This is a genomic window from Cohnella zeiphila (genome assembly GCF_014212055.1).
Taxonomy (GTDB): domain Bacteria; phylum Bacillota; class Bacilli; order Paenibacillales; family Paenibacillaceae; genus Cohnella; species Cohnella zeiphila.
The window spans coordinates 62,357-88,690 of the sequence record NZ_JACJVO010000022.1 but is presented as its reverse complement, the minus strand read 5'-3'; the positions used below and the strand labels follow the sequence as shown (position 1 = coordinate 88,690).

At 61.8% G+C, this 26,334-nt stretch carries 25 protein-coding genes; 7 read left to right on the top strand and 18 right to left on the bottom strand.

Going from position 1 to position 26,334, the window contains the following annotated elements; all coding sequences use genetic code 11:
• The first annotated feature begins 374 nt into the window (after window positions 1-374).
• The 6 genes from proB to mtnB all read left to right on the top strand — a co-directional run bounded on the left by proB (window position 375) and on the right by mtnB (window position 6,668).
• Window positions 375-1,502, top strand: a complete 1,128-nt coding sequence (gene proB, locus H7C18_RS18545) for a glutamate 5-kinase (protein WP_185130582.1) — start codon at window positions 375-377, stop codon at window positions 1,500-1,502.
• Complete coding sequence (locus H7C18_RS18540; protein ID WP_185130581.1) at window positions 1,495-2,742, top strand: glutamate-5-semialdehyde dehydrogenase; 1,248 nt, start codon at window positions 1,495-1,497, stop codon at window positions 2,740-2,742. The genes proB and H7C18_RS18540 overlap by 8 nt, the downstream gene beginning before the upstream one ends.
• A 50-nt stretch (window positions 2,743-2,792) precedes the next feature.
• Window positions 2,793-3,683 (top strand): pyrroline-5-carboxylate reductase, encoded by an 891-nt coding sequence (gene proC / locus H7C18_RS18535; RefSeq protein WP_185130580.1) that lies wholly within the window; start codon window positions 2,793-2,795, stop codon window positions 3,681-3,683.
• 422 nt (window positions 3,684-4,105) lie between these two features.
• On the top strand, window positions 4,106-5,353 hold the full coding sequence (locus tag H7C18_RS18530; RefSeq protein WP_185130579.1) for a 2,3-diketo-5-methylthiopentyl-1-phosphate enolase: 1,248 nt from the start codon (window positions 4,106-4,108) through the stop codon (window positions 5,351-5,353).
• A complete protein-coding gene (locus H7C18_RS18525) occupies window positions 5,350-6,027 on the top strand; it encodes a 2-hydroxy-3-keto-5-methylthiopentenyl-1-phosphate phosphatase (RefSeq protein WP_185130578.1) in 678 nt (225 codons plus the stop codon). The genes H7C18_RS18530 and H7C18_RS18525 overlap by 4 nt, the downstream gene beginning before the upstream one ends.
• Window positions 6,024-6,668 carry a methylthioribulose 1-phosphate dehydratase gene (gene mtnB / locus H7C18_RS18520; RefSeq protein WP_185130577.1) on the top strand — a complete coding sequence of 215 codons (645 nt, stop codon included), beginning with the start codon at window positions 6,024-6,026 and terminating at the stop codon, window positions 6,666-6,668. Before H7C18_RS18525 ends, mtnB begins: the two co-directional genes overlap by 4 nt.
• A 50-nt stretch (window positions 6,669-6,718) precedes the next feature.
• On the opposite strand, the gene H7C18_RS18515 is transcribed toward mtnB, so the two are convergent.
• Window positions 6,719-7,105: a DUF2500 domain-containing protein gene (locus H7C18_RS18515; RefSeq protein WP_238357790.1), complete on the bottom strand. Its 387-nt coding sequence runs from the start codon at window positions 7,103-7,105 to the stop codon at window positions 6,719-6,721.
• Window positions 7,106-7,333: 228 nt separating this feature from the next.
• Between H7C18_RS18515 and H7C18_RS18510 the strand changes: the two genes are divergently transcribed.
• Window positions 7,334-8,596: an FAD-dependent oxidoreductase gene (locus H7C18_RS18510; RefSeq protein ID WP_185130576.1), complete on the top strand. Its 1,263-nt coding sequence runs from the start codon at window positions 7,334-7,336 to the stop codon at window positions 8,594-8,596.
• Here the strand turns inward: H7C18_RS18510 and H7C18_RS18505 are convergent.
• The 17 genes from H7C18_RS18505 to rnpM all read right to left on the bottom strand — a co-directional run bounded on the left by H7C18_RS18505 (window position 8,589) and on the right by rnpM (window position 26,303).
• Window positions 8,589-9,380: a class I SAM-dependent methyltransferase gene (locus H7C18_RS18505; protein ID WP_185130575.1), complete on the bottom strand. Its 792-nt coding sequence runs from the start codon at window positions 9,378-9,380 to the stop codon at window positions 8,589-8,591. The two genes, H7C18_RS18510 and H7C18_RS18505, sit on opposite strands and share 8 nt — an antisense overlap.
• 236 nt (window positions 9,381-9,616) lie before the next feature.
• Window positions 9,617-10,462, bottom strand: coding sequence for an ABC transporter permease subunit (locus tag H7C18_RS18500; protein WP_185130574.1), 846 nt, complete (start codon window positions 10,460-10,462; stop codon window positions 9,617-9,619).
• Window positions 10,459-11,445 (bottom strand): ABC transporter ATP-binding protein, encoded by a 987-nt coding sequence (locus H7C18_RS18495; protein WP_185130573.1) that lies wholly within the window; start codon window positions 11,443-11,445, stop codon window positions 10,459-10,461. Before H7C18_RS18495 ends, H7C18_RS18500 begins: the two co-directional genes overlap by 4 nt.
• Window positions 11,442-12,614, bottom strand: a complete 1,173-nt coding sequence (locus H7C18_RS18490) for a hypothetical protein (RefSeq protein ID WP_185130572.1) — start codon at window positions 12,612-12,614, stop codon at window positions 11,442-11,444. Before H7C18_RS18490 ends, H7C18_RS18495 begins: the two co-directional genes overlap by 4 nt.
• Entirely contained in the window at window positions 12,571-13,140 is a 570-nt protein-coding gene (locus H7C18_RS18485) for a sigma-70 family RNA polymerase sigma factor (RefSeq protein ID WP_185130571.1), read from the bottom strand. The genes H7C18_RS18490 and H7C18_RS18485 overlap by 44 nt, the downstream gene beginning before the upstream one ends.
• Window positions 13,141-13,434: 294 nt before the next feature.
• The gene (gene dut, locus H7C18_RS18480) at window positions 13,435-13,878 is read right to left on the bottom strand and encodes a dUTP diphosphatase (protein WP_185130570.1); all 444 of its coding nucleotides are present in this window, start codon (window positions 13,876-13,878) and stop codon (window positions 13,435-13,437) included.
• Window positions 13,841-15,121: an insulinase family protein gene (locus H7C18_RS18475; protein WP_185130569.1), complete on the bottom strand. Its 1,281-nt coding sequence runs from the start codon at window positions 15,119-15,121 to the stop codon at window positions 13,841-13,843. Before H7C18_RS18475 ends, dut begins: the two co-directional genes overlap by 38 nt.
• 146 nt (window positions 15,122-15,267) lie before the next feature.
• Window positions 15,268-16,281 (bottom strand): polysaccharide deacetylase family protein, encoded by a 1,014-nt coding sequence (locus H7C18_RS18470; protein ID WP_185130568.1) that lies wholly within the window; start codon window positions 16,279-16,281, stop codon window positions 15,268-15,270.
• A gap of 327 nt (window positions 16,282-16,608) precedes the next feature.
• Window positions 16,609-18,708 (bottom strand): polyribonucleotide nucleotidyltransferase, encoded by a 2,100-nt coding sequence (pnp, locus tag H7C18_RS18465; RefSeq protein ID WP_185130567.1) that lies wholly within the window; start codon window positions 18,706-18,708, stop codon window positions 16,609-16,611.
• A gap of 158 nt (window positions 18,709-18,866) precedes the next feature.
• Window positions 18,867-19,136, bottom strand: coding sequence for a 30S ribosomal protein S15 (rpsO, locus tag H7C18_RS18460; RefSeq protein ID WP_185130566.1), 270 nt, complete (start codon window positions 19,134-19,136; stop codon window positions 18,867-18,869).
• Between the two features lie 195 nt (window positions 19,137-19,331).
• Window positions 19,332-20,312 carry a bifunctional riboflavin kinase/FAD synthetase gene (locus tag H7C18_RS18455; RefSeq protein WP_185130565.1) on the bottom strand — a complete coding sequence of 327 codons (981 nt, stop codon included), beginning with the start codon at window positions 20,310-20,312 and terminating at the stop codon, window positions 19,332-19,334.
• 48 nt (window positions 20,313-20,360) lie between these two features.
• Window positions 20,361-21,305: a tRNA pseudouridine(55) synthase TruB gene (gene truB, locus H7C18_RS18450; RefSeq protein ID WP_185130564.1), complete on the bottom strand. Its 945-nt coding sequence runs from the start codon at window positions 21,303-21,305 to the stop codon at window positions 20,361-20,363.
• Window positions 21,302-22,288: a DHH family phosphoesterase gene (locus H7C18_RS18445; protein WP_185130563.1), complete on the bottom strand. Its 987-nt coding sequence runs from the start codon at window positions 22,286-22,288 to the stop codon at window positions 21,302-21,304. The genes truB and H7C18_RS18445 overlap by 4 nt, the downstream gene beginning before the upstream one ends.
• Window positions 22,285-22,641 (bottom strand): 30S ribosome-binding factor RbfA, encoded by a 357-nt coding sequence (gene rbfA / locus H7C18_RS18440; RefSeq protein ID WP_185130562.1) that lies wholly within the window; start codon window positions 22,639-22,641, stop codon window positions 22,285-22,287. The genes H7C18_RS18445 and rbfA overlap by 4 nt, the downstream gene beginning before the upstream one ends.
• 30 nt (window positions 22,642-22,671) lie before the next feature.
• Window positions 22,672-25,677, bottom strand: a complete 3,006-nt coding sequence (gene infB / locus H7C18_RS18435; protein ID WP_185130561.1) for a translation initiation factor IF-2 — start codon at window positions 25,675-25,677, stop codon at window positions 22,672-22,674.
• Window positions 25,670-25,999 (bottom strand): L7Ae/L30e/S12e/Gadd45 family ribosomal protein, encoded by a 330-nt coding sequence (locus H7C18_RS18430; RefSeq protein ID WP_185130560.1) that lies wholly within the window; start codon window positions 25,997-25,999, stop codon window positions 25,670-25,672. The genes infB and H7C18_RS18430 overlap by 8 nt, the downstream gene beginning before the upstream one ends.
• Entirely contained in the window at window positions 25,986-26,303 is a 318-nt protein-coding gene (rnpM, locus tag H7C18_RS18425; RefSeq protein WP_185130559.1) for an RNase P modulator RnpM, read from the bottom strand. Before rnpM ends, H7C18_RS18430 begins: the two co-directional genes overlap by 14 nt.
• Between the last annotated feature and the right edge of the window lie 31 nt (window positions 26,304-26,334).

Sequence of the window (26,334 nt, the reverse complement as noted above, 5' to 3'; positions counted from 1 at the left end):
CCGAATCCCCCCGTTCGTTCCTTTACAAAGGCCGGTGAGCGTGGTAATCTTAAATTTAATCAAAGCCGCCTGCGACGGGCGGTTCCCATGAAGCGACAAACGCGACGACGGGCAACGAAACGGACACGGGCGGCATCAGAGAGCGGGTTCCTTGGCTGGAAGAATCCGCGCGGCTCCCCGTTTCTCCCACCCCCGAGCGGCCGGCGACGAGCCGGACAGTTCCTGCTGTTACCAGGATTCAAGCGGATGCCGCGCCCGATCGGGACGGCGTCAATGAAGGTGGTACCGCGGAAGGCAACTTTCGTCCTTTGGAAGAAGGATGAAAGTTTTTTTGTTGTTTGGCGGCAGATGCTTTTAGCGAAGGCGGGAGAGAGATGAGCAGGCGAATCGTCGTCAAAATAGGCAGCAGCTCGCTGACCTCCGAGGAGGGAGGCTTGAGCCGGGAACGCGTCCGTTTTTTCGCGGATGAACTGTCGTCTTTGCTGAAAAGCGGCACCCAGGTGCTGCTGGTCACGTCGGGAGCGGTCGCGGCGGGCTTCCGCCGGATCGGCTATGCGGCGCGGCCGCAGCAGGTGCACCAGAAGCAGGCGGCCGCGGCCGTCGGCCAGGCGCTGCTGATGGAGGCTTACCAAGAGGCGTTCGGCGTACACGGTCTGGCGGTGGCCCAGATCTTGCTGACGCGGCCCGACTTCGGCAGCCGGACGCGTTCGCAATATGCGGAGCGCACGATCGAGGAGCTGCTGAAGCAAGGCGTCGTCCCGATCATCAACGAGAACGATACGGTGGCGACGGACGAGCTCAAATTCAGCGAGAACGACACGCTGTCGGCGCTCGTCGCCAACCTGGCCAAAGCGGACGCCTTGTACATCCTGACGGACATCGAAGGACTGTATACCGCCGATCCTCGCGTCGATCCGGGCGCGCGTAGGATCGAACGGATCGACGTCATCTCCGAGGAGCTGTACCGCATTGCCGGCGGCGCGGGATCGAGCGTCGGGACGGGCGGGATGCGCTCGAAGATCGAGGCGGCGCGCATCGCGATGGGCGGCGGCGTCGCCACCTTCATCGGCCGGGTGAGCGAGCCCGGCCAATTGGCGGACGCGGTGGACGGGCGCGGCAGAGGGACGTATTTTACGACCTCCCTCCACTCGCTTCCCGCGCGCAAAAAGTGGATCGGCTTCCTCGCCGTTCCGCAAGGGAAAATTTTCGTCGACGCGGGGGCGGAAGAAGCGCTGCTGCACGGAGGCAAAAGCTTGCTGCCTGCCGGCATCACCGGCGCGGAGGGCGAGTTCCATCCGGGCGATGTCGTCGAGGTGGCGAACGCGGAAGGCCGCACGCTCGGCCGGGGCGTGACGCACTATTCGGCCTGGCAGACGGTGGCCGCCGCCGGTCTCCCAAGCGACGAGGCGACCCGGAGGGCGGGCGTATCCCGCATCGAAGTCATTCATCGGGACGATTGGGTCACGACCCATGTGAAAAAGGAGGCGCAATTGCATGAGTGAAGTCAGACAAAAAGCGGCGCTGGCCAAAAACGCGGCCGCCGCGCTGAACCTGTTGACGACGGAACAAAAAAACGAGGCGCTGCTGCGGCTGGCCGACGCGCTGATCTCCCGTCAGGAAGAGATTATCGCCGCCAACGAGCGGGATTTGAGCCGCGGAAAAGAGAACGGAACGTCCTCTTCCCTGCTCGACCGACTGAAGCTGACGCCCGAACGGATCGAAGGCATCGCGCAAGGCGTGCGCGAAGTCGTGGAGCTGCCCGACCCGGTCGGCGACGTGCTCGAGACGTTCGACCGCCCGAACGGGCTGCATGTCGTTCAGAAGCGCGTTCCGCTCGGCGTCATCGGCATGATTTACGAAGCGCGTCCCAACGTAACGGTCGACGCGGCTGCGCTCTGCCTGAAGACGGGCAATGCGGTCGTGCTTCGCGGCGGCTCCGCCGCGCTGGAATCGAATCGCGCGATCGTCGGCATTATGCGCGAGACGCTCGCCTCCTCCGCGATGCCGCCCGACGCCTTGCAGCTGATCGAGGATCCGAACCGCTCCTCGGTCGACGAGATGCTCAAGCTGAACGGCCTGCTGGACGTCGTCATTCCGCGCGGCGGCGCCTCCCTCATTCGCAACGTCGTGGAGAACGCCACCGTGCCGGTCATCGAGACCGGAGCCGGAATCTGCCATACGTACGTGGACGATACCGCGCAGCCCGCCATGGCCGAAGCGATCGCGATCAACGCCAAAGTGCAGCGTCCCTCCGTCTGCAATTCCATGGAGACGCTGCTCGTCCACGAGTCGTTCGCGAAGCGTCATCTTGCGGAACTCGCCGAGCGCTTCCGCGAGCGGGACGTCGAGCTTCGCGGAGACGCCGCTTCCCGCGAGCTGATTCCTTGGGCGAAAGCGGCGACCGACGAGGATTACGCGACCGAGTACAACGACTACATCCTGAACGTTCGGGTCGTGAAAGATTTGGACGAGGCGCTGGACCACATCCGCCGGTTCGGCACGATGCACTCCGAATGCATCGTCACCGAAACGGCCGGCCACGCCGACCGTTTCCTGCAGGAAGTGGACGCCGCCGCCGTCTATCATAACGCGTCCACCCGCTTCACCGACGGCTTCGAATTCGGCTTCGGCGCCGAGATCGGCATCAGCACGCAGAAGCTTCACGCGCGCGGACCGATGGGCCTGCCGGCGCTGACTTCGACCAAATTCATCGTGACCGGCTCCGGCCAGGTTCGGGGCTGATCCATAGACCGACCGCCTTACCATTCGAACAATTAGGAGTTGTTCCGATCATGACGCAATCCGCTACTTCCCTTCCGGCGAACGCTACCCTTTGTTTTTACGGCGCCGGCTCGATGGCCGAAGCGATCCTGCGCGGCCTTGTGGAGAAAAACGTCTCCTCGCCGCGGCAAATCCGCGTGATGAACCGCAGCAACGCGGACCGGCTGCGGGAACTGGAGCGGACGTACGGCGTCGTTCCGGCGATCGATCCCGCAGACCGGGAGCGCGCGCTGTCCGAAGCCGACGTCATCGTGCTCGGCATGAAGCCGAAGGACGCGGCGGCCGCGCTGGTCTCCCTGAAGCCGAAGCTGCGCGGCGAGCAGATCCTCGTGTCGGTCATCGCCGGCCTGTCGATCGGCACGATCGAAGCGCTGCTTGGCAGGCCGCATCCGATCGTCCGCACGATGCCGAACACGTCGAGCACGATCGGTCTCGGCGCGGCCGGCATCAGCTTCTCCGAGTCGCTGTCTCCGGAAGGCCGCTCGCTCGGGGTTGCCTTGTTCGACGCCATCGGCATGACGACGGTCGTCGAAGAGCGCCTCCTGGATACGGTCACGGCCGTATCCGGGAGCGGGCCCGCCTACATCTATTACATGATGGAGGCGATGATCGATGCCGGCGCCGCCCAGGGACTGACGCCGGAAGCGGCGCGCGACCTCGCCGTGCAGACGGTGCTCGGCGCGGCCGAGATGGTGCGCCGCACCGGAGAAGCGCCAGCCGAGCTGCGGCGCAAAGTAACGTCGCCGAACGGTACGACGCAGGCGGCGATCGAGACGCTCGAGCGGCTCGGCTTCGCCTCTGCGGTCCGCCAAGCGATGGACCGCTGCGCCAAGCGCGCCGGCGAGATCGGCCGGGCCATTGCCGACGAAGCGCTCTCGCAGGATGGGCTCCCCCAAAAGTGACGTGAAGCTCCGCACCGAATTCCGATTACTTTCGGGGGAGCCCCCGGGAACATGCCCCCAAAAGTGACGTGAAGCTCCGCACCGAATTCCGATTACTTTCGGGGGAGCCCCCGGGATGAAGTCCCCCAAAAGTGACGTTGGCGAGCAGCCGGACTGTTGATCACGCGATGAATTCCGTCCAAAAACTGCAATTGTGCAGTTTTTGGCATGCGAATGTGGGCCTCGGGCGCAAAAGCCTGCAAATGTGCAGGTTTTGGAAGGCTTGAGAGCCCGATTCGCGGGGGTGCATCGGAAAAAGATGCATAATCGCAGGCTTTAGACCTCGAAAGCCGCTCAAGTCCCCAAAAACCTGCACAAATGCAGGTTTTGGCGAGCAAACTGAGCTTCTGCGCTTGACGAGAAACAGAAAGAAGGATGACAAAATGAGCAACGCTTCCTACGCGAAGCCAGGCTACACGTTGGCCACATACCGGCTCTACGACGACAAGGCCGACTTCCGCAAGAAAGCGGAAGGAATCGCCGTCGGCCTGACCGTCGGCAGCTGGACCGACCTGCCCGAAGTGACGCGGCAGAAGATGGAGAAGCATCTCGGCCTCGTCGTCGACGTTCGGCCGCACGAGCCCGAAGGCGCCGCTCCCGGCGAACGCTACGCCGACATTACGATCGCCTACCCCGAGCTGAACTTCAGCCGCGACCTGCCGGCTTTGCTCGTCACCGTGTTCGGCAAGCTGTCGATGGACGGCCGCATCAAGCTGCTCGACCTGCAGCCGTCGGCCGAATTCCTGCAGGCGTTCAGCGGGCCGCGCTTCGGCATCGCCGGCGTTCGCGAGACGCTCGGCGTGGACAAGCGTCCGCTGCTGATGAGCATCTTCAAATCGGTCATCGGCTACGACCTGGACGGACTGCGCGAGCAGTTCCTGCAGCAGGCGCTCGGCGGCGTCGACCTGATCAAGGACGACGAGATTTTGTTCGAGAATCCGCTGACGCCGTTGGAGCGCCGGGTGGAAGTATGCGTGGACGCCGCGCGCGAAGCCGAGAAGACGACCGGTCAGAAGCTGATTTACTTCACCAACCTGACCGGCCCTACCTCGAAGCTGCGCGAGAACGCCCGCCGGGCGATCGACGCCGGCGCGAACGGCTTCCTGTTCAACGTGCTGTCCTACGGCTACGACGCGATGGCGGAGCTGGCTGCGGACAGCGGCATCAACGTGCCGATCGCCGCTCATCCGGCGCTTGCGGGCGCGTTCTACCCGTCGCCCTACCACGGCATCGCCGCGCCGCTTCTGCTCGGCAAGCTGACGAGAATCGCCGGCGCGGACTTGTCGCTGTTCCCTTCCCCCTACGGCTCCGTCGTCATGCCGAAGGAAGAGAACCTGGCCGTCCAAGCGGCCCTTATCGATCCGTCCCTGCCGCTCCGGGCGCCGTTCCCGGTACCGTCCGCCGGCATCCATCCCGGCCTCGTCCCGCTCATCCTTCGCGACTTCGGCCATGACGTCGTCGTGAACGCCGGCGGCGGCGTTCACGGACATCCGCTCGGCGCGGCGGCCGGCGGCCGGGCGTTCCGGCAGGCGATCGACGCCGTGCTGGCCGGCCGCGATCTGGCGGAAGCGGCGAAGGAGCACGAGGAGCTGCGGATCGCCGTCGAACGTTGGGGGGTACGGAACGCATGACCGATTCTTTTCGCAAGCCCCCCGTCCTGTTCTGCGACTTCGACGGTACGATTACGCTGAACGACAATATCGTCGCGCTGATGAAGCACTTTAACCCGCCGGGTTGGGAGCCGATCGTCCGCGATATCGTCGCGTTGAAGAAGTCCGTTCGTCAAGGCGTCGGCGAGATGTTCGCGCTGCTACCCTCCTCCATGAAGGAAGAGCTGACCGCCTACGTGCTGGAAAACGCGGGAATCCGCGACGGTTTCTCCGAGCTGCTGGCCTGGTGCCGGGAGCACGGAGTGGAATTTTACGTGACGAGCGGCGGCATCGACTTTTTCGTCTATCCGCTGCTCGAGCCGTTCGGCATTCCGCACGATCATATTTTCTGCAACGGCAGCGACTTCAGCGGCGAACGGGTCCGGATCACTTGGCCCCACGCTTGCGATGACGCGTGCGACAACGACTGCGGCATGTGCAAGACGACGATTATCCGCCGCTTCCCGCAGGATCGCTTCACCCGTATCATGATCGGCGACAGCATCACCGATTTTGCCGGAGCGAAGCTGGTGGACCTCGTCTTCTCCCGGTCACATCTGACCGAACGCTGCCGCGAGCTCGGGCTGCCGCACATCCCGTTCGAGACGTTCCGCGACGTCGTCCATCATCTGGAGCAAGGAGACTGGAATTCATGAGCGAACCGATTCTACTGGAAGAAAAGCAGCGGATCTACCGCGAACTCAGCATCGCCAAAGCCGATCTCGCTTCGCGCGGCTGGTTCCCGGGCACGAGCGGCAACATGTCGATGCGAGTCGGCGGCTTCGAGCCGGACAACTTCGTCTTCGCCGTCACGGCAAGCGGCAAGGACAAGGCGGCGTCCACGCCGGAAGATTTCCTGCTCGTCGACCAGACCGGCGGGGCTTGCGAGCCGACGAAGCTGAAGCCGTCCGCCGAGACGCTGATCCACTGCGAGATCTATCGGCTTACCGGTTGCGGAGCCATTTTCCACATCCATTCCGTGTTCAACAGTCTTGTCTCCGAGCTGTTCTGGGATCGTCGCGCCGTCCCGGTCGAAGGCGTCGAGCTGATCAAGGCGTTCAACATTTGGGACGAAGAAGCCGTCATCGACGTGCCGATCGTCTCCAATTTCGCCGACATTCCGCGCATCGTGCCGGAAGTAACGGAACGCCTGAATCCGCGCATTCCCGGGATTCTGCTGCGCAAGCACGGCATATACGCCTGGGGACGCGACGCGTTCGAGGCCAAGAAGCATCTCGAGGCGTTCGAATTCCTGTTCGAATACGTCTATCGGCTGCAGCTCGTAAGGCCGCGCTGACGCGCAAGAGCGCCCTCCCGGCGATTCCGGAAGGGCGCTTTTTTAACATTTCATTCCCGCTCGAATCCGAGATACCGCGTCCCCTGAAAAGTCAGCTTCCCGATATCCCCTTCGGCCAGCATTCCGAATTCGCGACCGCTTATTTTCAGCTCCATGCGGTCTCCGCTCTCTACCTCGAAAGTCGCGTAATAAGCCGTGTCCGAGTGGCTGTGGAACGAGTCGTTCGTATTGTGATGATGATGCGAAACTTCCGTCCGCTTGCTGACCACTCTCGTGCGCACGCTGAGCTCCGGCGACCGGTTGTTGCGGCTCCATTCCCCGACTCCCCGCACCGCGCGGAATACGATCAAGCCGAGCACGATGATGAAGACGATCGGAAAAATCCTGAAAATCAAACCGAACATGCCCATGCCTTGATCCGGTGCCAAACTCCCCATCTTTGTCCGATCCCCCGCATTCTCCATCTGATCTTCGCTTGAAGCGACAACAGGTTATACGCATTTTCTTCCGAAAAGTTCCACTTCGCCCTGCATTCCCCTGACTTCCGGTTTTTTTCAAGAGGAATTTTCAAAGATGAGCGCCAAATTAGAAGACTTTTATGTATCCGCGTCGAATAAGAATAAGATAGAGGGCTTGTCTGATTGATTTTCAAGGAGGATGTTCGCATGAGCGAGAGGAAAATGAAATTCGATGTTGTCGTAACCGGCGGAGGAAGCGCGGGAGTGGCCGCAGCCGTCGGTGCCGCGAACGCAGGCATGCGAACCCTGCTCATCGAGAAAAATCCCTACTTGGGCGGTGCCGCCACGCACAGCTCCGTGCTGACGTTTTGCGGTTTTTTCACGCAGAGCGATCCGTATGAGCAAATCGTCGGCGGCGTCGGCGAGAAGGTGCTGGAGGAACTCCGCCAGCTTCATATGTACCGGGAACCGTACCGCAACCCGCGATCCGGCAACGTCATCGTCCTGCTGGACGCGGAAGCGACCAAATACGCGCTCGACCAGGTCGTGCTGGCGTCCGGCGCCAAGCCGCTGCTGCACTGCCAGGTCATCGGGGCCGTCGTGGAAGACGGAGCGATCCGGGCGATCGAATGCTACGACCACACCGGCCGCTTCCTCGTCGAAGCTTCGGCGTTCGTCGACGCGAGCGGCGAGGCCGACCTTTCCGTTCTGGCCGGCGGCCAAGTTCGGTTCGGCGACGAAGAAGGCCAGGTGCAGGCAAGCACCTTGGTTATGCGTATCGGCGGCGTGGCTCCGCATGCGGATTTGGCGCGGAACGGCTTCACCGAAGTGATCCAGCAGGCGAAGCTGAACGGCGAGACGTCCCTGACCAAAGAAAAAGGAATGGTGCTGCGGCTCCCCGGCTCCCAGGACGTGCTGGCGATGTTCGCCGACGAGTACGTCAACGGACTGGATTCGTCGAGCCTGACGGAGGCCGAAATGTCGGCGCGGCGGCAGGCATGGTCTTATTTGCGCGTGTTCCAGCGTTACATACCCGGCTTCGAAAATGCCTACCTCGGCCAGACCGGGCCGGCCATCGGCGTTCGCGAGACGAGGCACGTCGTCGGTGAAGGCACGCTGAGAGGGGAAGACATCCTGAACGGCGTCCGCTGCCCCGACGCGGTGGCCAGAGGCGGCTGGCCGGTCGAGATCCACGAGAAAGGCGCTCCCGCCGTCTACCGCCACATTCGGGACAAATCGTTTTACGAAATTCCGCTGCAATCGCTCAAAGTCGCGGGAATCCGCAACTTGTGGTGCGCCGGCCGCATTATTTCGTGCGACCCGGTCGCCTTCGCCTCCGCCCGCGTCATCGGCACTTCCTTCGCCACCGGACATGCGGCCGGCGTCGCCGCTGCCCAATTCGTCGGCAATGGCGTGTCGGACGTGCAGGCGGTCCGCAAGGAGCTGATCCGGCAGGAGGCGCTTATTTGACGGAGGCGGCTTTCGCCTGCACGAAGTAGAAGCTTCCGGTCGTTCGGATGCCTTTGCCATAGACCGCATGACTTGCGAACTGATCGACGATCCGTTCGAAGCACGTCTCTCTGACGTACCGGGAGAACCCCTCGCTTTGCCCAAAACAGGCGAGCTCCCAGACGTCTTCGGGCGTCGGAAGCCAGCCCGCCTCTTCCAGAACGGACCATTCGATGTCGACAAGCCCGCTGGCGGCCAGACGTTCCAAGGCCGTATCCCGAATCGGAGTTCCCGGTTCCGGCTGCGGAAGCAGCCCCGGAAAGCAGCGCGCAAGCTCCGCTCCCAGCCCATCGCCGGGATGAAGCATCAGAAGCGCACCTCCTGGACGAACGACGCGATTTCCTTCCGCGTACCAGCTCGTCGGCCCCTTTTTGGTATAGGCGACATCAAACGCATCGTCGGAAAACGGCAGACCGTCATGCGTATTCCCTACGACATACCGGACATTCGGCGGCCGGTTCCGATTGGCGGTCGCGATGAACCCTGCCGTTATGTCGAACCCAACCAGCTCATCCGCTAGATCCGCCCATCGGCTCGTAAAATCTCCGTGGCCGCACCCCACGTCCAGCACCTTGCCCCGAATCGCTTTGCCCAACTTGTCTGTGAAAATGTCCTCCGCCGTTCTCCCATCGGGGACTGTGCGCCAGGGAAATTCGTACTTCCCCGTCTTCGCCGCCAGCTGATCGCACCATGCCTTCGTCTGGTTCCGCTTGTATTCCGGATGCAGCATCAAATCTGGAAACATCGCTTCTCTGCCTCCTCGTTCGTCTGTGGCTTGTGGACACGAGGAAGATATTATAGGAAATTTCTTCCCAAATATAGACTTATTCGAATCGAAATTTTATAATAATATTATTGGGACGTGAAATACGCCCCTCTCGTCTTCAAATCACCCAAAAATGCGAAAGACACGCATGCGTGTCTTTTTTTGTGCGCGGATTGGGCCCGGGATGCTTCGGGGCGTCGCCTGGAAGAACCTCGCTACAGGTCCTTCCGGCTGAAAGCCCTGCACCCCAGCAGAAGAAGAACGATCGCGTACCCTGCCGTATACAGGAGAAAGGCATTGGAAGGCACGCTCGGTATCGAAAAAGGCCCCATGTCCGAGGTCGCCAATCCGGCCCAATCCGCTCCCCCAAGAAGCTCATAGAGGCTTCTGCGGTAGACGGAGTCCGTGGGCAGGATCAGCCCGGTCAGAAGGACATATTTTCCCACGGCGGGATTGATCCCTCCATAGGCCGACACCCCTTCGACCAGCCCGCTGAAAAGAGCGAACCCGTACAACAAGGCAGCGCAGATTCCGTTGCCCAGCATCGGCAAATAGACGGAGCCCAGCATCGTCAGCGTGAGAAGAAGAAGCGGCATCCAGACAAACAACGCCCAGCCTCGCAGCATGTCCTCCGCCAATACGGGAAGCCCCGCCAAGCCGTGAACGGTCCAAACCACGGAGACAAATAGAACCGTGCTGTATACGGCGATCCAGACGGCGTGGCCCAGCCATTTGGCGAGATACAGCTTCCAGCGGGGGATCGGGCGGGCCGCGACGGCCAGCAGCAGGCCGTTCTCCTGTTCGCCCGTGACGGTCCCCATCGTCGTGAAGAGGACGAAGAAGGCCGCCAGAAACTGCGCGAAGAAAATCCCCAGCACCGTCAGCACCATGCTGTTCAGCAATCGTTCGGCGGGAGAATCTTGATTCTGCCCGTCCGTGCCGGCCAGCTCACGAACCCCGAACGCGAACAGGACCAGAAAGATGATCGTCAGAATTAACGTGACCAGAAACACCCGTTTGCGGGTCAGCTCCCTGAAGGTGGCGGAGATGTACATCGTCATTGCGGGACACCTCCTCTGCGGGACTGGGCCATCCGGACGAACCAGGCTTCCAGGTTGCTAGGCTCGGGCCCGGATTCGTAGAGCGTCAAGCCGCTTCGGATGAACAAGGTGGCCAGGTAGCCGGCCTGTTCCCGGTCCGTTACGCGGGCGGTCAGAAAAGCGTTGCCGCTGTCGTCGCTCTCGACCAGCCGCATCATGGCAGAAAGCGCGTCGCCGACGGCATCATTCAGTTCCTCCCACGTCTCCGGGAGCCAGCCGCCAAGCCGGAAGCGCCAGTTGACGCCGCCGTCCCCGCTCTCGCCCGAACCGCCGATCAGCTTGTCCAGCGGCCCCGACGCCAGCAGCTCTCCTTCATAGAGGAAGGCGGCTTCGTCGCACAGCTCCTCTACATCCTCCAACAGATGGGTGTTGAGAAAAATCGTTACCCCTTTGCTCCGAAGCTGCTTCAGCAGACTGCGAATCTCATAGCGGCCGATGGGGTCCAGCGCGGAAGCGGGTTCGTCCAGGATCACGAACTCGGGATCCAGGAGCAGGGCGACAGCCAGGCCGAGACGCTGCTGCATTCCTTTGGAGAAGCCGCCGACCCGGCGGTTCGCGGCTTCGGATAGGCCGACCAGCTCCAGCGTATCCCGGACTCGGTTGCGGAAGGCGGGGGATCTTGTTTCCTTCGGGCTCAGCCCCCCCAACCGGCCATGGAACCGAAGCACCTCCACCGGTGTCAGCCAATCCTGAAAGCGAAACAGCTCGGGCAAATACCCGAGCTTGCGTCGCGCCTCCGGCCGGCCCAGGGGCTGCCCCAGAACGGTGGCCCTTCCCGAATCGGGGCGATGGAGCCCGACCAGCATTTTGACGAAGGTGCTTTTGCCGGCACCGTTGGGTCCCAGCAGGCCGAAGATACAGCCCTCCGGCACCTGCAGGGTAATGCCGCGGCAGCCGCCGCGGCCGTTATAGGTCTTGGTCAAGTCCGACGTATCGATCATCATGGCTGCACAAGCTCCTCCGCGGCCCTCTGAAAGGCGGAATCCGTGGGGAAATCCTTCGTATCGACGCTCAGCAGGCTGATCCGGTCCCCGTCGAGCCAGAGCAAGTAGCGCTGCGAGCCGTCCACGGTCATGACCGCATCATGCCCGCCCAGCCGAAGGTTGGTCGTCACGCCGTCTTGGGCAGGAACCGGGAGAGTGCTCCGCCAGTCGCCGATGGCGGCCAGCTTCGCGCGCAGGCTGTCCGGCAGAACGGGCAGCCCCAGAACCGCTTCGCGGACGGCGCCCGCATCGATTCCGTCCTCCACGGTCAGCTCCGGCTTGCCGAATTCGAGCAGCCGCGCCGGTTTGCCTGACAAGGCTCCTTCCGTGGAGATTCCTGCCGGGACGTACAGCTGAATCGCTTTGCCATCCGCTTCGGCAGGGAGGGTGGAGCTGCCGCCCAAACGGGTGAGCAGCCGGTTGACCGCCTTCACTTTCAGGTTGAACGTAAGCGTCGTTGCCGGTTGATAGTCGGGGGCCGTAGGATTTTCCAGTTGGAGCAAGGGGCCGCCCATCCGTTTTTCCGCTTCGTCCCAAGTCAAGGCAACGGACTCCCCGCCGCCGGATTGGGTCAAGGTGCCGTATTGGGCGAGGCTGAAGCTCCGGTCTCCGTCCGGCGAGCCGTGCTCCAGAAGATCCGAGACGGCTGCCATGTCATCCGCCGAGATTCCGACTCCGACCATATGCTGGATGCGGAAGGTTTGCTGCATGGCGGCCAGCACGCGGTCCCCCAAGGGGGTGGTGTACAGACCGATGCCCACGGCGGCGGCAACCACCCCTGCGGTCAGCCTCCGAAGCCTGCGTTTCGCCGGTCTCTCCGTCCGCCAAGCTCCGTTCGCCCCGTTCGCACTTGCCGGTCCTGCACCCGACGTCGCCTCGACAACCGGGGACCCTTGCGCCTCATGGATTGCTTCCAACTTTTTCATCACTCTTACACCGTCCTTCGCGTCTTGTTCCGGATTCCCGGCCGATATGGCTTCAATCCTGGTTTCTTCCGAGCATAAAGCTTCCTCCGCCTGCTTCCAGAAAACCGGAATCGGTTCCCGGGCCGCCCGTCTCTCGAACCGTTCCCAAGCCCGTTCCGTATCAAATCCCGGCTCCCCGCCGTTCCTCTTCGCTTCCTCCGCCATCGCTCCGCTCCTCCTCCTGCCCGTATTTCTTCTTCAGACGCGCCTCTGCCCGGGCCAGCAAAGTGCCGACGATCTTCGGGTTCACTTCCAGACGAACGGCTATCTCCTCGTAGCTGTAGCCTTCTTCCCGAAGCAAGAGAGCGGTCCGGTCCCGGTCCGAGAGCTTCTGCAGTACCCGGCGGACCACATCCTTTTCCCATTCGCGGATGACCTCCGTCTCTCCCGAAGGGGCGGCGGCTTCCGACCAAGATGCCATACGGGCGGTTTCCTTCTCCAATAACGCTTTGTTCGACGTCTGTTGCCTTAAATAATCGTAACCGACCCGGGTCAGCACCCGGTGCAGCCAGGCACCCACGGCCTCGAGCCGATCCGGAGGGCTCCGGTAGAGCTTCAGGAACACCTCTTGGGACAGATCCTCCGCCGCCGCATAATCGCCGGTCAATGCATAGAGCTTTCTTGCCACCTCGGGGTAATGCTCCCGGAACAAGCGCTGGAACAGCTCGGGTACTTGCGGGCCTTCCTCCATCGTGCCGCCGTCCCCCCTTTCATGTAAAAGACGGTTGTCGAATCAGTTTTGTAGCAGGGCAGGAACAAATCCCCCAAAAGAAACGTTTGGGGGAGCCCCCCTGTATTGAATCCCCCAAAAGTGACGTGATGCTTCGAAGCGGATTCCGATTACTTTTGGGGGAGCCCCCCCGTTACCTACGGGAAATCAAGTCGCATCGTTCCCTAAACAATAAAAAACCTCTTGCCCGCCGAAGACGCGAAATAAGCGTCCGTTGTGCAAGAGGTAATTTTGAAGGGCGCATGGTGCGCAGCCTTATTTGCCGGTGTGGCCAAATCCGCCGGCGCCGCGATCGGTGTCCGGCAGCTCGGATACTTCCGACAGCTCGACTTGCGGCACGAGCTGGAAGACGAGCTGGGCGATGCGTTCGCCGCGTTCGATCGCGAACGGCTCCTGGCCGAGGTTGACGAGCAGCACTTTTACTTCGCCCCGGTAATCGGCATCGATCGTTCCGGGCGAGTTCAAGCACGTAATGCCGTGCTTCAGGGCAAGCCCGCTGCGAGGCCGGACTTGCGCCTCCAACTCTCGAGGCATCGCCATCGCGAAGCCGGTCGGCACGAGCGCCCTTTGACCCGGTGCGAGCGTAAGAGGCTCGCTCACCGCGGCATGAATATCGAATCCTGCGGCCCAATCGGACATCCGCTTCGGCAACGGAACGTCTTCATTCCCCGGAAGCCTCTTCAGTTGAACTGGATACAAGAAATTCCCTCCCCAAACCGGACAACACGTTTTCCTTCGCTCCCACGACGGCGATGGAGCCGGCTTCTCCCATGATTCTGGCGATCATTGCTTCGATGTCTTCCGCTTGGACGTCGTCGATCCGCTGCAGCATCTCGTCCAGCGTATAATGGCGTCCGAGCATCAGCTCGTTTTTGCCGATCCGGTTCATTCGGCTGCTGGTGCTCTCCAGGCTCAGGATCAGGTTGCCCTTCAGCTGCTCCTTGCCGCGATGAATTTCCGCTTCCGTCAGCCCCTTCGCCTGAACGTCCGCCAGCATCTCCAGCGTCAGATCGTACACGTCCTGGGTCTGCTTCGGCGCGGTGCCCGCATAAACCGTGAACAGGCCGCTGTCCGCATACGAGGTATGGTACGAATAAACCGAATAAGCCAGTCCCCGCTTCTCGCGGATCTCCTGGAACAGGCGCGAGCTCATGCCGCCGCCGATCGTATTGTTGAGCAGGATCATGGCGTACATCTTCGGATCGTCGTTCGCGACTCCCGGAAACGTAAGGCACAGATGGTTCTGTTCCGTCTTTTTCTTATGGAAAAGCGCGCCGGGCCGGAAGGCGGGCGCTTCCAGCTTCATCTCTTGGCCGGCGACGTTAAAGCCGCCGAAGTGCTTCTCCAGGAGCTCCAATACCTTCTCGTCCACGTTGCCCGCCAAGCTTACGACGGTGTTTGCGACCGAGTAGCGCTCGGACATGTATTGTCTCAAATCGGCAGGGCCCATTGCGTTCAGGCGCTCCGCCGTTCCGAGAATGGAATAAGCAAGCGGGTGATCGCCCATCGAGGCGCGGGACGCCAAATCGTGTACCGTGTCGTCGGGGGTATCCTCATACATCGAGATTTCCTCGAGGATGACGTTTTTCTCTTTGGCCAGCTCTTCCTGAGCCAGCTGCGACTCGAAAAACATATCCGACAAAATATCGACCGCAATCGGAAGATGCTGATCCAGCACTTTCGCGTAATAGCACGTATACTCTTTGGACGTGAACGCGTTGACGTTGCCCCCGATTCCGTCGAACCGGTCGGCGATCTCCTTGGCGCTGTGGCGCTTGGTTCCTTTGAACAGCATATGCTCGATGAAATGGGAAATCCCGTTGTTGCTTGGCGTTTCGTAGCGGGAGCCGGTCTTCACCCAGATGCCGAACGAGACCGAACGGCTGGTCGGAATCGTCTCGATCACGACGCGCAAACCGTTGTTTAATGTATATTTCTTCACCCGATTTCCCCCTAAAGATCAATAGTAACACTATATCAAATATCGACAACCGTCACAACCGAGACGGCAGGAAAGGATTTCATGCATTTCGGGAACCGGAACAACCCGGATCGGCGGCGATTCGGCTGCGCCGTGACCCCGGACCGTTACTTTTTGCCTGGCGCATCGATCCGCTTCTCGGACAGCGTCTCCGAGACGGTTCCGGGAATGAGCCCCTTGGCGCGTATGGCCCGGATGATGCCCGGGAGCGCGTCCTGCGTCGTCTGGGTCGGATGCATCAGAATGAGCGAGCCGGCCTGTACCCGGGCGGTCACTTTGGCCACCACCGAGGAGGCGGGCGGTTTTTTCCAATCGACGGTATCGAGCGTCCAAAGCACCGTCTTCAATCCGGCCTCGGCGGCAACGTCGACGGTCGTTTGGTTGAAGTCGCCCGAGGGAGGCGCGAACCAGCGGTTCTGGACGCCGAGCTTCGTCTTCAGCAGCTCCTCCGTCTTGGCGATCTCGCTGCGCTGGCGGGCGGCGCCTAGCGAGCTCATGGCCGGATGGGTATAGGCATGATTGGATGCCTCATGCCCTTCCCGTACGATCTCCTGCGCCAGCGCGCCGTTCTTGGCCAACCAGCTCCCGTCGAAAAAGAACGTAGCCGACACCTTCTCCTTGCGGAGCGTCTCCAGAATGGACGGCAAATACTCGTTGCCCCACGCGACGTTGATCATCAGCCCGACCATCGGCTTGTTCGGATTGCCGCGATAAATCGGGTTCGGCTTCAGGTCGCCAAGCCCGACGGCCGGCGGCAGCTCCTTGTAAACCCACGGAATTTGATCGGCGGGCGCCGCGCCGTTCAGCCCGAGCGCTCGCGCCTGCTCGTATGTAGCCGCAATATCGACTTCCCGTCCGTTGTAGCCGGGAATCGCCTTCCAGATCCGGTCGACGACCGCATCGACCGGTTGGGAGCGGCGCTTCGCCGCTTCGGTTCGGATTTTCTCCATCAGGTCCGCGCCCAGCGAGCTTGTCCGCCCGTCCGAGACGATCGCCGCAGCCGTCTGGGATTTAACGGCCTGCACATAGAAGTGAAGCGGTCCGTAATACCTTCCGGCCGCCAACACCGCCGCCAGGCAGAGCAGCATCGCTGCCAGCCGGACGGGCGACGTCTTGCCCATCGCTCGCTCGCCTCCCGCTTCCGGCACCGTTCGCCGTTTTTCCCGATCACGTTCGGAGCCAGTCCAACAAAACTTCTTGTCTCTCATCCTATGTCATTCGGGCGTCAATTATGTATGGTTGGGGGAGGCGAAGCGGCAGGCGTTGATTCCGATTACTTTTGGGGGAGCCCCCGGATTAATCCCCCAAAAGTGAAGTAAATCTTCGAAGTTGATTCCGATTACTTTTGGGGGAGCCCCCATTATCCAGGGAGATCAATTCGCGCCATTTTCTAAACAACAAAAAAAGAGACTGACTGAAATCGGTCTCTTTTGATGACGGGTATTCGGTTATTTCGCAGGCGCTTCCGCCGCGAGCAAAACTTTGCGGGACAGGTTGACGCGGCCCATGGCGTCGATCTCGGTAACCTTCACCTGGATCTTGTCGCCGATGTTCACGACGTCCTCCACTTTGGCGACGCGTTCGTTCGCCAGTTGGGAGATGTGAACCAGACCGTCCTTGCCCGGTAAAATTTCCACGAAGGCGCCGAACTTCTCGATGCGCTTGACGGTACCGAGATAAATTTCCCCGACGACTACTTCGCGCACGATGCCTTCGATGATCGACCTCGCTTTCTCGTTGGCGACGGCGTCCGAAGAAGCGATGTACACCATGCCGTCCTGCTCGATATCGATCTTGACGCCGGTCTCCTCGATGATCTTGTTGATCACTTTGCCGCCCGAACCGATGACGTCGCGGATCTTGTCCGGATGGATGCGCATCGTGACGATCTTCGGCGCGTAAGGGCTAAGCTCTTTGCGCGGCTCGTTCATCACTTCCATCATCTTGCCGAGAATGAACATCCGGCCTTCCTTCGCCTGCTCCAGCGACTGGTTCAGAATCGAGCGGTCGATGCCGTCGATCTTGATGTCCATCTGGATCGCGGTAACGCCTTTGGAGGTGCCGGCCACCTTGAAGTCCATGTCTCCGAGATGGTCTTCCATCCCTTGAATGTCGGTCAGAATCGTGAAATGCTCGCCGTCCTTGATGAGGCCCATCGCCACGCCCGCGACCGGCGCTTTGATCGGCACGCCCGCATCCATCATCGCCAGCGTGCTGGCGCAGATGCTCGCCTGGGACGTCGAACCGTTCGACTCCAGCACTTCCGAGACGAGGCGGATCGTGTACGGGAATTCCGACTCCGGCGGGATGACCTTGAGCAGCGCGCGTTCGCCCAGCGCGCCGTGGCCGATCTCGCGGCGTCCCGGGGGACGGAGCGGACGGGCTTCGCCGACGGAGAACGGAGGGAAGTTGTAATGGTGCATGAACCGCTTCGATTCCTCAAGGCCGATGCCGTCGAGAATTTGCACGTCGCCCAGCGGGCCGAGCGTACAGATGCTGAGCGCCTGCGTCTGTCCGCGGGTGAACAGCCCCGAACCGTGCGTGCGCGGCAGCAGGCCGACATCGCCGGATATCGGGCGAATCTCGTTGACCTTGCGGCCGTCGGGACGCACTTTGTCGTGCGTGATCAGGCGGCGGACTTCGTTCTTGACGATATCGTACAGCACTTCCTTGACGTCCGCCAGCTTCTCCGGCTCTTCCGCGTACAAGGCGGTAAAGTGCTCGACCGTCTCGTCGTTGATCGCGTCGATCGCTTCCTGACGGGCGTGCTTCTCGGCGATGCGAACCGCTTCCACCAGACGCTCCTGCGCGTAGGCTTGTACATCAGCATCAACGGCGCTATCTACCTGGTGCAGCTTTACTTCCATCTTCGGCTGGCCGCTGGAGGCGACAAGCTGGTCGATCGTACCGACGATCTTCCTGATCTCCTCGTGGCCGAACATGATCGCTTCGAGCATGTCCGATTCGGGCACTTCGTCGGCCTCGGCTTCCACCATCATGATGGCGTCCCGCGTGCCGGCCACGACCACGTACATGTCGCTCTTCTCTTCCTCCGCGACGGTCGGGTTTACGATGAACTTCCCGTCGATCCGTCCGACGATGACGCCGCCGATCGGTCCGTTAAACGGCACGTTGGAAATGGACAGCGCAGCCGATGTTCCGATCATCGCCGCAATCTCCGGCGAACAATCCTGGTCGACGCTCATGACCAGGTTGACGATCTGCACGTCGTTGCGGAACCCTTCGGGGAACAGCGGACGAATCGGACGGTCCGTCAGCCGGCTGGCCAGAATCGCCTTCTCGCTCGGGCGTCCTTCCCGCTTGATGAATCCTCCCGGAATTTTCCCGACCGCGTACAACCGTTCTTCATAATTGACCGTAAGCGGGAAAAAATCGAGGTCTTTCGGTTCCGACGACGCCGTCACCGTGGACAGCACGACCGTATCGCCGTAACGCACGACGACCGCTCCGTTCGCTTGCTTGGCAAGGCGTCCGGTCTCCAGCGTGAACGGTCGGCCGCCGAGCTGCATCTCAACTTTTTGCTCCAACGATAATCCCTCCTCATTGTGACCTATGTAAGTTCGACACTCTTCCCATTATTTCCTGCTTCGCGAAGCCGCAAGCAGACGCTATACGGAAAAAGCAACCCGGCGCCGCCGGAATCGTTCCCGTGCGACACGATCAGGTTGCTTTTCTGGAAAAAGAATTAGCGGCGCAGGCCGAGCTTCTCAATCAGAGCGCTGTAACGGCTGACGTCCTTGTTCTTCAGGTACGCCAGCAGCTTGCGGCGTTGGCCAACCATCTTGAGCAGACCGCGGCGGGAATGGTGGTCTTTCTTGTGCTCCCGCAGGTGCTGGGTCAAGTTGTTGACGTTCTCCGTCAGGATCGCGATTTGGACTTCCGGGGATCCGGTGTCCGTCGGGTGCGTCTTGTGAAGTTCGATCAATTCTTGCTTGCGTTCTTGTGTCAAAGCCATTCGTGCTCACCTCCTTAATTCGCGAAATCGCCGTTAGCCTCGCCGCCGCTTGGAAGGTGAGCGCGGTCGGCCAAGCCAAGGTTCGGTACGCAGTTCGGCTGAAACCGACGGCGCAACGAGATTTAGTATAGCATACGAATGAGGCCCAATTCAATCCGAACCCCGAAAAAGATGTCGCGCTCTTTTCCCGCCTTTTTAAGAGATGCGAGAATCCGAAACGGAGAGCGTCTTCCTTGCTTCGTCGGCGTCCCGCCCGATCTGGGCGATGAGCGCGTCCAGCGAATCGAACTTCATCTCCGGCCGCAGGAACGATTGGAAACGTACCGTCAAGCGCTTGCCGTACAAATCTCCGCTGAAGTCGAACAGATGGACTTCGAGCTTCGGCTCTCCGCCAGGCTTGTCGACGGTTGGCCGCAAGCCGACATTGATCACGCCGCCCAGCGGAGCGGCGATACCCTCGCCCGTCACGGTTACGGCATAAACCCCGTAACGGGGAATGAAGTACGGGGAGGCCAGTTCCAGATTGGCGGTCGGGAATCCGAGCTGGCGCCCGAGCGCTCTGCCGTGAACGACGGTCCCTTGAACCTCGAACGGACGTCCCAGCAGCTGAGACGCTTCCTCGCAGCGTCCGGCGTCCAGCAGCTCGCGAATTCTCGTGCTGCTTACTTTGGCGCCGCTGAGGTACACCGGCTCGACCACCTGCACGTCGATGGCGCTGCCGCTTGCCCGGCTCATCAGTCCGGCGTCGCCGAGGCCGCGATGCCCGAAGCGGAAGTCGAACCCGACGACGGCGGTTCCGACGCCGAGCGGGACGAGCAGGTCGCGAACGAACCGTTCCGCCGATACTTGCGAGAAATCGGGCGTAAACGTCAGCACCAGCGCCATCTCCACTCCGAGCGTTTCGAACAGCTCCAGCTTGCCGGGAAACGGAGTGAGTACCGTATGGTATTGGTCCTTGCCGAGCACGACGCGCGGATGCGGATCGAAAGTCAATACCGCCGGCGTCTGCCCGCGCTCGCGGGCCTGCTCGACCGCCCTTCGCACCACCTCGGCATGCCCCAGGTGCACGCCGTCGAAAAATCCGATGGCCAGCGAAATCCCGCCGGTTTTTACGGCCTCCGCGGGAATCACGAACGATTCCTCGGCCTGCGAATATGCAATCTCGTAACGTTCCACTGCTGTCCTCCTGCATCCCAGACTCCGGCTGCCTTGGGTCTGGCTTCCTTATTCTTCGGAAGGATGAAAAACTTTAACCGGTCGAAGAACGTCGTCCGTCTCCCTCTTCTCGAACAATCCGAGGAAGACGCTGTCCGCTTCGCGGTATAACCGCCATAGCCCGGTCTGCTCCGGAACCGGGCGCAGACGGCCGACGGGAAGCGTCTTGCCCTGCAGCGCATGAACCGCCGGCTGCTCCGGCGCCGCCGCGGACGGAAGCTCGTCCAGCAGCCGATCCGCGGCAATCAGCCGATCCGCCAGCCTGCCCGACTCCTTCAGCTCCGCCAATTCCTCGAGCGTCACGCAATCGGCGGCGGTCAGGCCCGCGCTCTCGGTGCGGACGAGCGCCGCCATGACGGCGGGAACGCCGAGCTTCCTTCCGATGTCGACGCAGAGCGTCCGGATATACGTTCCTTTCGAGCAGCGCACGGAGAAGCCGATCTCCGGGTATGGCCCCGCCGCGTCGATGCGGAGAACGTCCAGCCGATGAATCGTGACCGGCCGGGCTTCGCGTTCGACGGTCACGCCTTGGCGCGCCAGCTCGTACAGCCTCTTGCCGTCTTGCTTGACGGCCGATACCATCGGCGGCACCTGCCGGATGTTCCCGACAAAAGAGAGCGCGGCTTCGCGGATTTGCTCTTCGGTCAAGTCCGTAACCTCTCGCTGCTCCAGCACCTCGCCGTCCAGGTCCTGGGTATCGGTCCCGATCCCGAACCGCAGCACGGCCTCATAAGCTTTCGGTTTTTCCTGCAAATATTCGACCATCCGCGTGGCGCGGCCGATGCAGATCGGCAGCACGCCCGTCACGGCGGGATCGAGCGTACCCGTGTGCCCGATCCGCTTGACGCGCAGTATCCGTCTCGCCTTCGCCACCACATCGTGCGAAGTCCAGCCGGCCGGCTTCCAGATGCCGAGCACGCCTTCCGGCACCGCAGTCTGATCTTCCAGCCTCATCCGGCATCCCCCAACGCTTCCTGAACCGCCGTTACCACCCGCTCGATCGCTTCGGGCAAATCCGCGTCCAGCTTGCATCCGGCGGCGCGCACGTGCCCGCCGCCGCCGAACCGTTGGGCGACCGCCGCCACATCGACTTTCCCCGTCGAACGAAGGCTGATCTTGACCGAGCCGGGGACAAGCTGTTTGAACAGCAGGCCGACCTCGACTCCATCGACGTTGCGCGGGTAATTGACGAGTCCTTCCAAATCCTCGTTGGAAGCTCCCGTCTCGCTCAAATCTTCGACGGTCACCCAAAGCCACCCGATTCGCTGATCGTCGCTGAACGCAAGGCGAGGCAACGTCCGTTGGAGCATTCTGGCCTGGTTCATCGACATCCGTTCCAGCAGCGTCTCCGCCAGCATCGGTCCTTCCGCGCCGGCATCGAGCAGCCGGGCCGCGACTTTCAGCACATCCGGGCTTGTGTTCGCATACCGGAACCCTCCGGTGTCGGTCAGCAATCCGGTATATAAGGCGGTTGCGGCAGCCGGATCGAGCGAAATTCCCATCCTCTCGATCAGCCGGAACACGATCTCCGTCGTCGAGGCGGCGTCCGGAACGATCAGGTTCGTCCGTCCGTACGCGTCGTTCGTCGAATGATGGTCGATATTCAGCAGCTCCGCGTCTTCCGCGAACCGCTCCTTGGCGCTCCCGCAGCGGGCGAAATCGGCGCAATCCACGGCGATCACGTTCCGAAAACGGCGCGCAGGCGTTCCTTCGGCGGCGGTCGCGATATCGCCGCTATTCCACAGATAGCCCAGCCGCCGGGGAACCGGCCCTTCGTTATACATGGCGAAAGATTTGCCCAGCTTGTCCAGCAGCCAGCCGATCGCCACCGTCGAACTGATGGCATCCCCGTCGGGCTGAACGTGGGAGACGACAAGGAAATCGTCGCGCTCCCGAACGTAAGCCGCCGCTTCGTCCAATTCCCGCTCCCGCATCATGCGTTGCGGCTCTCCCGGTTGATCTCCTGCAGCAGCGCCTCGATGTGGCTGCCGTAAGCGATCGAGCTGTCGAATCGGAATTCAATTTCCGGCGTATGCCGAAGGCGCATTCTGTGGCCCAGCTCCGTGCGAAGGAAGCCCTTGGCCCGGCCAAGGGCGTGAAGGGTCGCCTCCTTCTGCTCGTCGCTGCCGAGGATGCTCAAGTAGACGCGCGCCTGCGACAAATCCCCGGTGACGTCCACGCCGGTCACCGTAATGAAACCGATGCGCGGGTCTTTCAGCTCCGTCTGGATCAAAGAGCTGATCTCTTTCTTGATCTGTTCGCCGACGCGTCCTACGCGAAATTTCGCCATGCCGATCACCTCGTTTGGAAATTGCGGGGCTTAACGCTCGACGGACTCCATCACGAACGCTTCGATGACGTCGCCGATCTGGAGATCGTTGAACTTCTCCAGCGTAATGCCGCATTCGTAGCCTTCCGAAACTTCCCTTGCGTCATCCTTAAACCGCTTGAGCGAATCGATCTTGCCTTCGTGAACGACGATTCCGGCGCGGACGACGCGGGCTTCGGCATTGCGGGACACCTTGCCGTCCGTAATCATACAGCCGGCGATCGTGCCCACCTTGCTGACTTTGAACGTCTCGCGGATTTCCGCGTGGCCGATCACTTTCTCCTTGAATACCGGGTCGAGCATGCCCTTCATCGCTTGCTCGATCTCCTCGATCACCTTGTAGATGATCCGGTGCAGGCGAACGTCGACCTTCTCCTGCTCGGCAGCCGCAGCCGCGCGCGGCTCCGGACGGACGTTGAAGCCGATCACGATGGCCGAAGAGGCGAGCGCCAGCGAGATATCGGATTCGGTGATCGCCCCGACGCCGCTGTGAATCGTCTTGACGCGAACGCCTTCGACTTCGATCTTCTCCAGCGAGCCTTTGAGCGCTTCGAGCGAGCCTTGGACGTCCGCCTTGAGAATGACGTTGAGGTCCTTGATCTCGCCTTCCTTGATCTTGTTGAACAGATCGTCCAGCGTGACTTTCTGGTTCGACTTCATCGTGTCCTGGCGCGTCTTGATCGAGCGCTTATCGGCAATCTCCCGCGCTTTGCGCTCGTCCTCGAACACCATGAACGGATCGCCGGCTTGCGGAACTTCGGTCAGGCCTGTAATCTCGACCGGGGTCGACGGTCCCGCTTCCTTGACGCGGCGGCCGCGGTCGTTCGTCATCGCGCGAATCCGGCCGAAGCAGTCGCCCGCTACGAACGCGTCGCCCACCTTCAGCGTACCGTTCTGCACGAGGATGCGCGCGATCGGGCCTTTGCCCTTATCCAGCTCGGCTTCGATGACCGTGCCCCGCGCCCGCTTGTCGGGATTCGCCTTGTAGTCGTTCACTTCGGCGACGAGCAGAATCATCTCGAGCAAGCCGTCCAGGTTGATGCGCTGCTTTGCGGACAGCTCGACGAAAATCGTGTCGCCGCCCCACTCTTCCTGCACGAGACCGTACTCGGTCAGCTCCTGCTTCACTTTGTCCGGGTTCGCGCCCGGCTTATCGATCTTGTTGACCGCGACAATGATCGGCACGTTCGCCGCCTTGGCGTGGTTGATCGCTTCGACCGTCTGCGGCATGACGCCGTCGTCGGCCGCGACGACCAGAATCGTAATATCGGTCACCTGCGCGCCGCGGGCGCGCATCGTCGTGAACGCTTCGTGGCCCGGGGTATCCAGGAACGTAATCTTCTGACCATGCACTTCGACCTGATAAGCGCCGATATGCTGGGTAATGCCGCCTGCTTCCCCGCTCGCGACTTGCGTCTCGCGGATGGCGTCGAGCAGCGTCGTCTTCCCGTGGTCGACGTGGCCCATGATCGTGACGACAGCCGGACGGGCAACCAGATCGTCGGGATCGTCGTTCTCCTCGATCGTCTCGAAGTTCGTGTCTTCGACGACGATCTTCACTTCGGTCTCGACGCCGAATTCGCCGGCGACGAGCAGAACGGTATCGAGGTCGAGATCCTGGTTGATCGTCGCCATGACGCCCATCATGAGCAGCTTCTTGATAACTTCGGAAGCGTCCTTGTGCAGCAGCTTGGCAAGATCGCCTACGGTCATCTCGCCGCGGACGATGATCTTCTTCGGCGTGTTGTCGATCTTCTCGCGCGGCGGCTGGTTGCTTCTGCCCCTCGCGTTCTTGCCGCCCTTGCCTTTGCCTCTCGGGCCGCCGGGACGACCTTCGTCGAACCTTCTGCCGAAGTCGTTATCCTTCCGCTTGCCGCCTTGGGTTCCACGGTTATCGCCGTCGCGGCGCCCTTCCGGACGTCCGCCGCCCGGCCGGCCCGCGCCGCCGCGGCTGCCTGCGCCGGCTGCTGCGGGAGCCGGAGCGGGAGCGCGTCCGCCGCCGCCGAAGCCTCCGCCTTGCGGACGGCTGCCGCCGAAACCGCCGCCGCCTTGACCTTGCGGGCGGCCGCCCCCTTGGCCCTGCGGACGTCCGCCGCCGAAGCCGCCTTGACCTTGCGGACGGTTGAATCCGCCTCCGCCTTGGCCCTGCGGACGGTCGCCTTGCGGACGGTTGTACCCGCCTCCGCTTTGGCCTTGCGGACGGTCGCCTTGCGGACGATTATACCCGCCGCCTTGGCCTTGCGGACGGTTGTATCCGCCGCCCTGGCCCTGCGGACGATCTCCCTGAGGGCGGTTGTATCCGCCGCCTTGGCCTTGCGGGCGGTCGCCCTGCGGACGATTGTATCCGCCGCCTTGGCCTTGTGGGCGGTCGCCCTGCGGACGATTATACCCGCCGCCGCCCTGGCCTTGCCGGCGATCGCCTTGCGGACGATCGCCCTGCGGACGGTTATATCCGCCGCCGCCGTTCTGGCCTTGCCCGCGTTCGCCTTGCGGACGATCGCCCTGACGGTGGTTCCCGCCTCCATCGTTCTGGCTTTGCGGCCGATCCCCGCCTTGCGGACGGCTCGGCGCCGCCTCTGCCGGCGCAGGCGAAGAACTTGGCGTAGGAGCCGGTCTGGACGCCACGGCCGCCGGCCTCGTTCCGGAGCCGCCTTCTTCCGCGCGCCGCGACGGCGCCTGGCCGCCGGAAGCGCCTTGCCCTTCGGCCTGCCGGCGCTCTCCGCCGCCCTGTCTGGCTCCGCCTTCCTGGCGGGCTCCGCCGCCCTGCTGCTTCGCGCCGCTCTGCGCCATTTTCGCCGCGGCATTCGCCTTAACGTCGTGGAAAAACTTCTGGACCGCCGAGACCATTCCGTCTTCCATAACGCTCATATGATTGTTGACGGGCATGTTCACCCGCTTAAGAATCGTAATAACCTCTTTGCTGCTCATGTTGAGCTGCTTCGCATACTCGTATACTCGCAGCTTATCCTTGTTGTCATTGGTATCTTGTTTACTCAATATTCTCCACCTCCGAATGTTGAACCCAGCCGCTTCGGATCATCTCCGCAAAGCCTCGGTCCGTCACGGCGAACAGCACCCGCTCCGGCTGGCCCGCGGCTCCCCCCAGCTCGATGCGGCTATACCCGACAAGCAGTTCCACTCCATAGCTTGCGCATTTGTCCGAGATCTTCTTGCGCGTACCCGCCGAAGCGTCCTCAGCGAGCAGCACCAGATTAGCTTCGCCGGACCGGATCGCCTTCAGCACGAGCTCCTCGCCGGACACCAGCTTCCCAGCGCGTCTGGCCAGCCCGAGCCGGGACAGCGCCTTATTCGTCGTCATCGTCCGGCTCCAGCTCCTTTTTGGCAAGGAACTCGTCTTCCACTTTTATAAAATCGGCTTCCAGCCGGTCGTAAATTTCAGCGGCCACCGGAACTTTAAGCGCCCGTTCAAAAGCCTTCGACTTCTTGGCCAGCTTGAAGCAGCTCACCTTGCCGCACAGATAGGCGCCGCGTCCCGCCTTCTTGCCCGTCAGGTCGATCTGGATATCCCCTTCGGGCGTGCGGACGATGCGGATCAGCTCCTTTTTGGGCTTCATCTCCTGGCAGGCGACGCACTTGCGCTGCGGTATTTTTCTGACTTTCAAGGTTGGATCCCTCCCCCGCCTTGTTACCGCA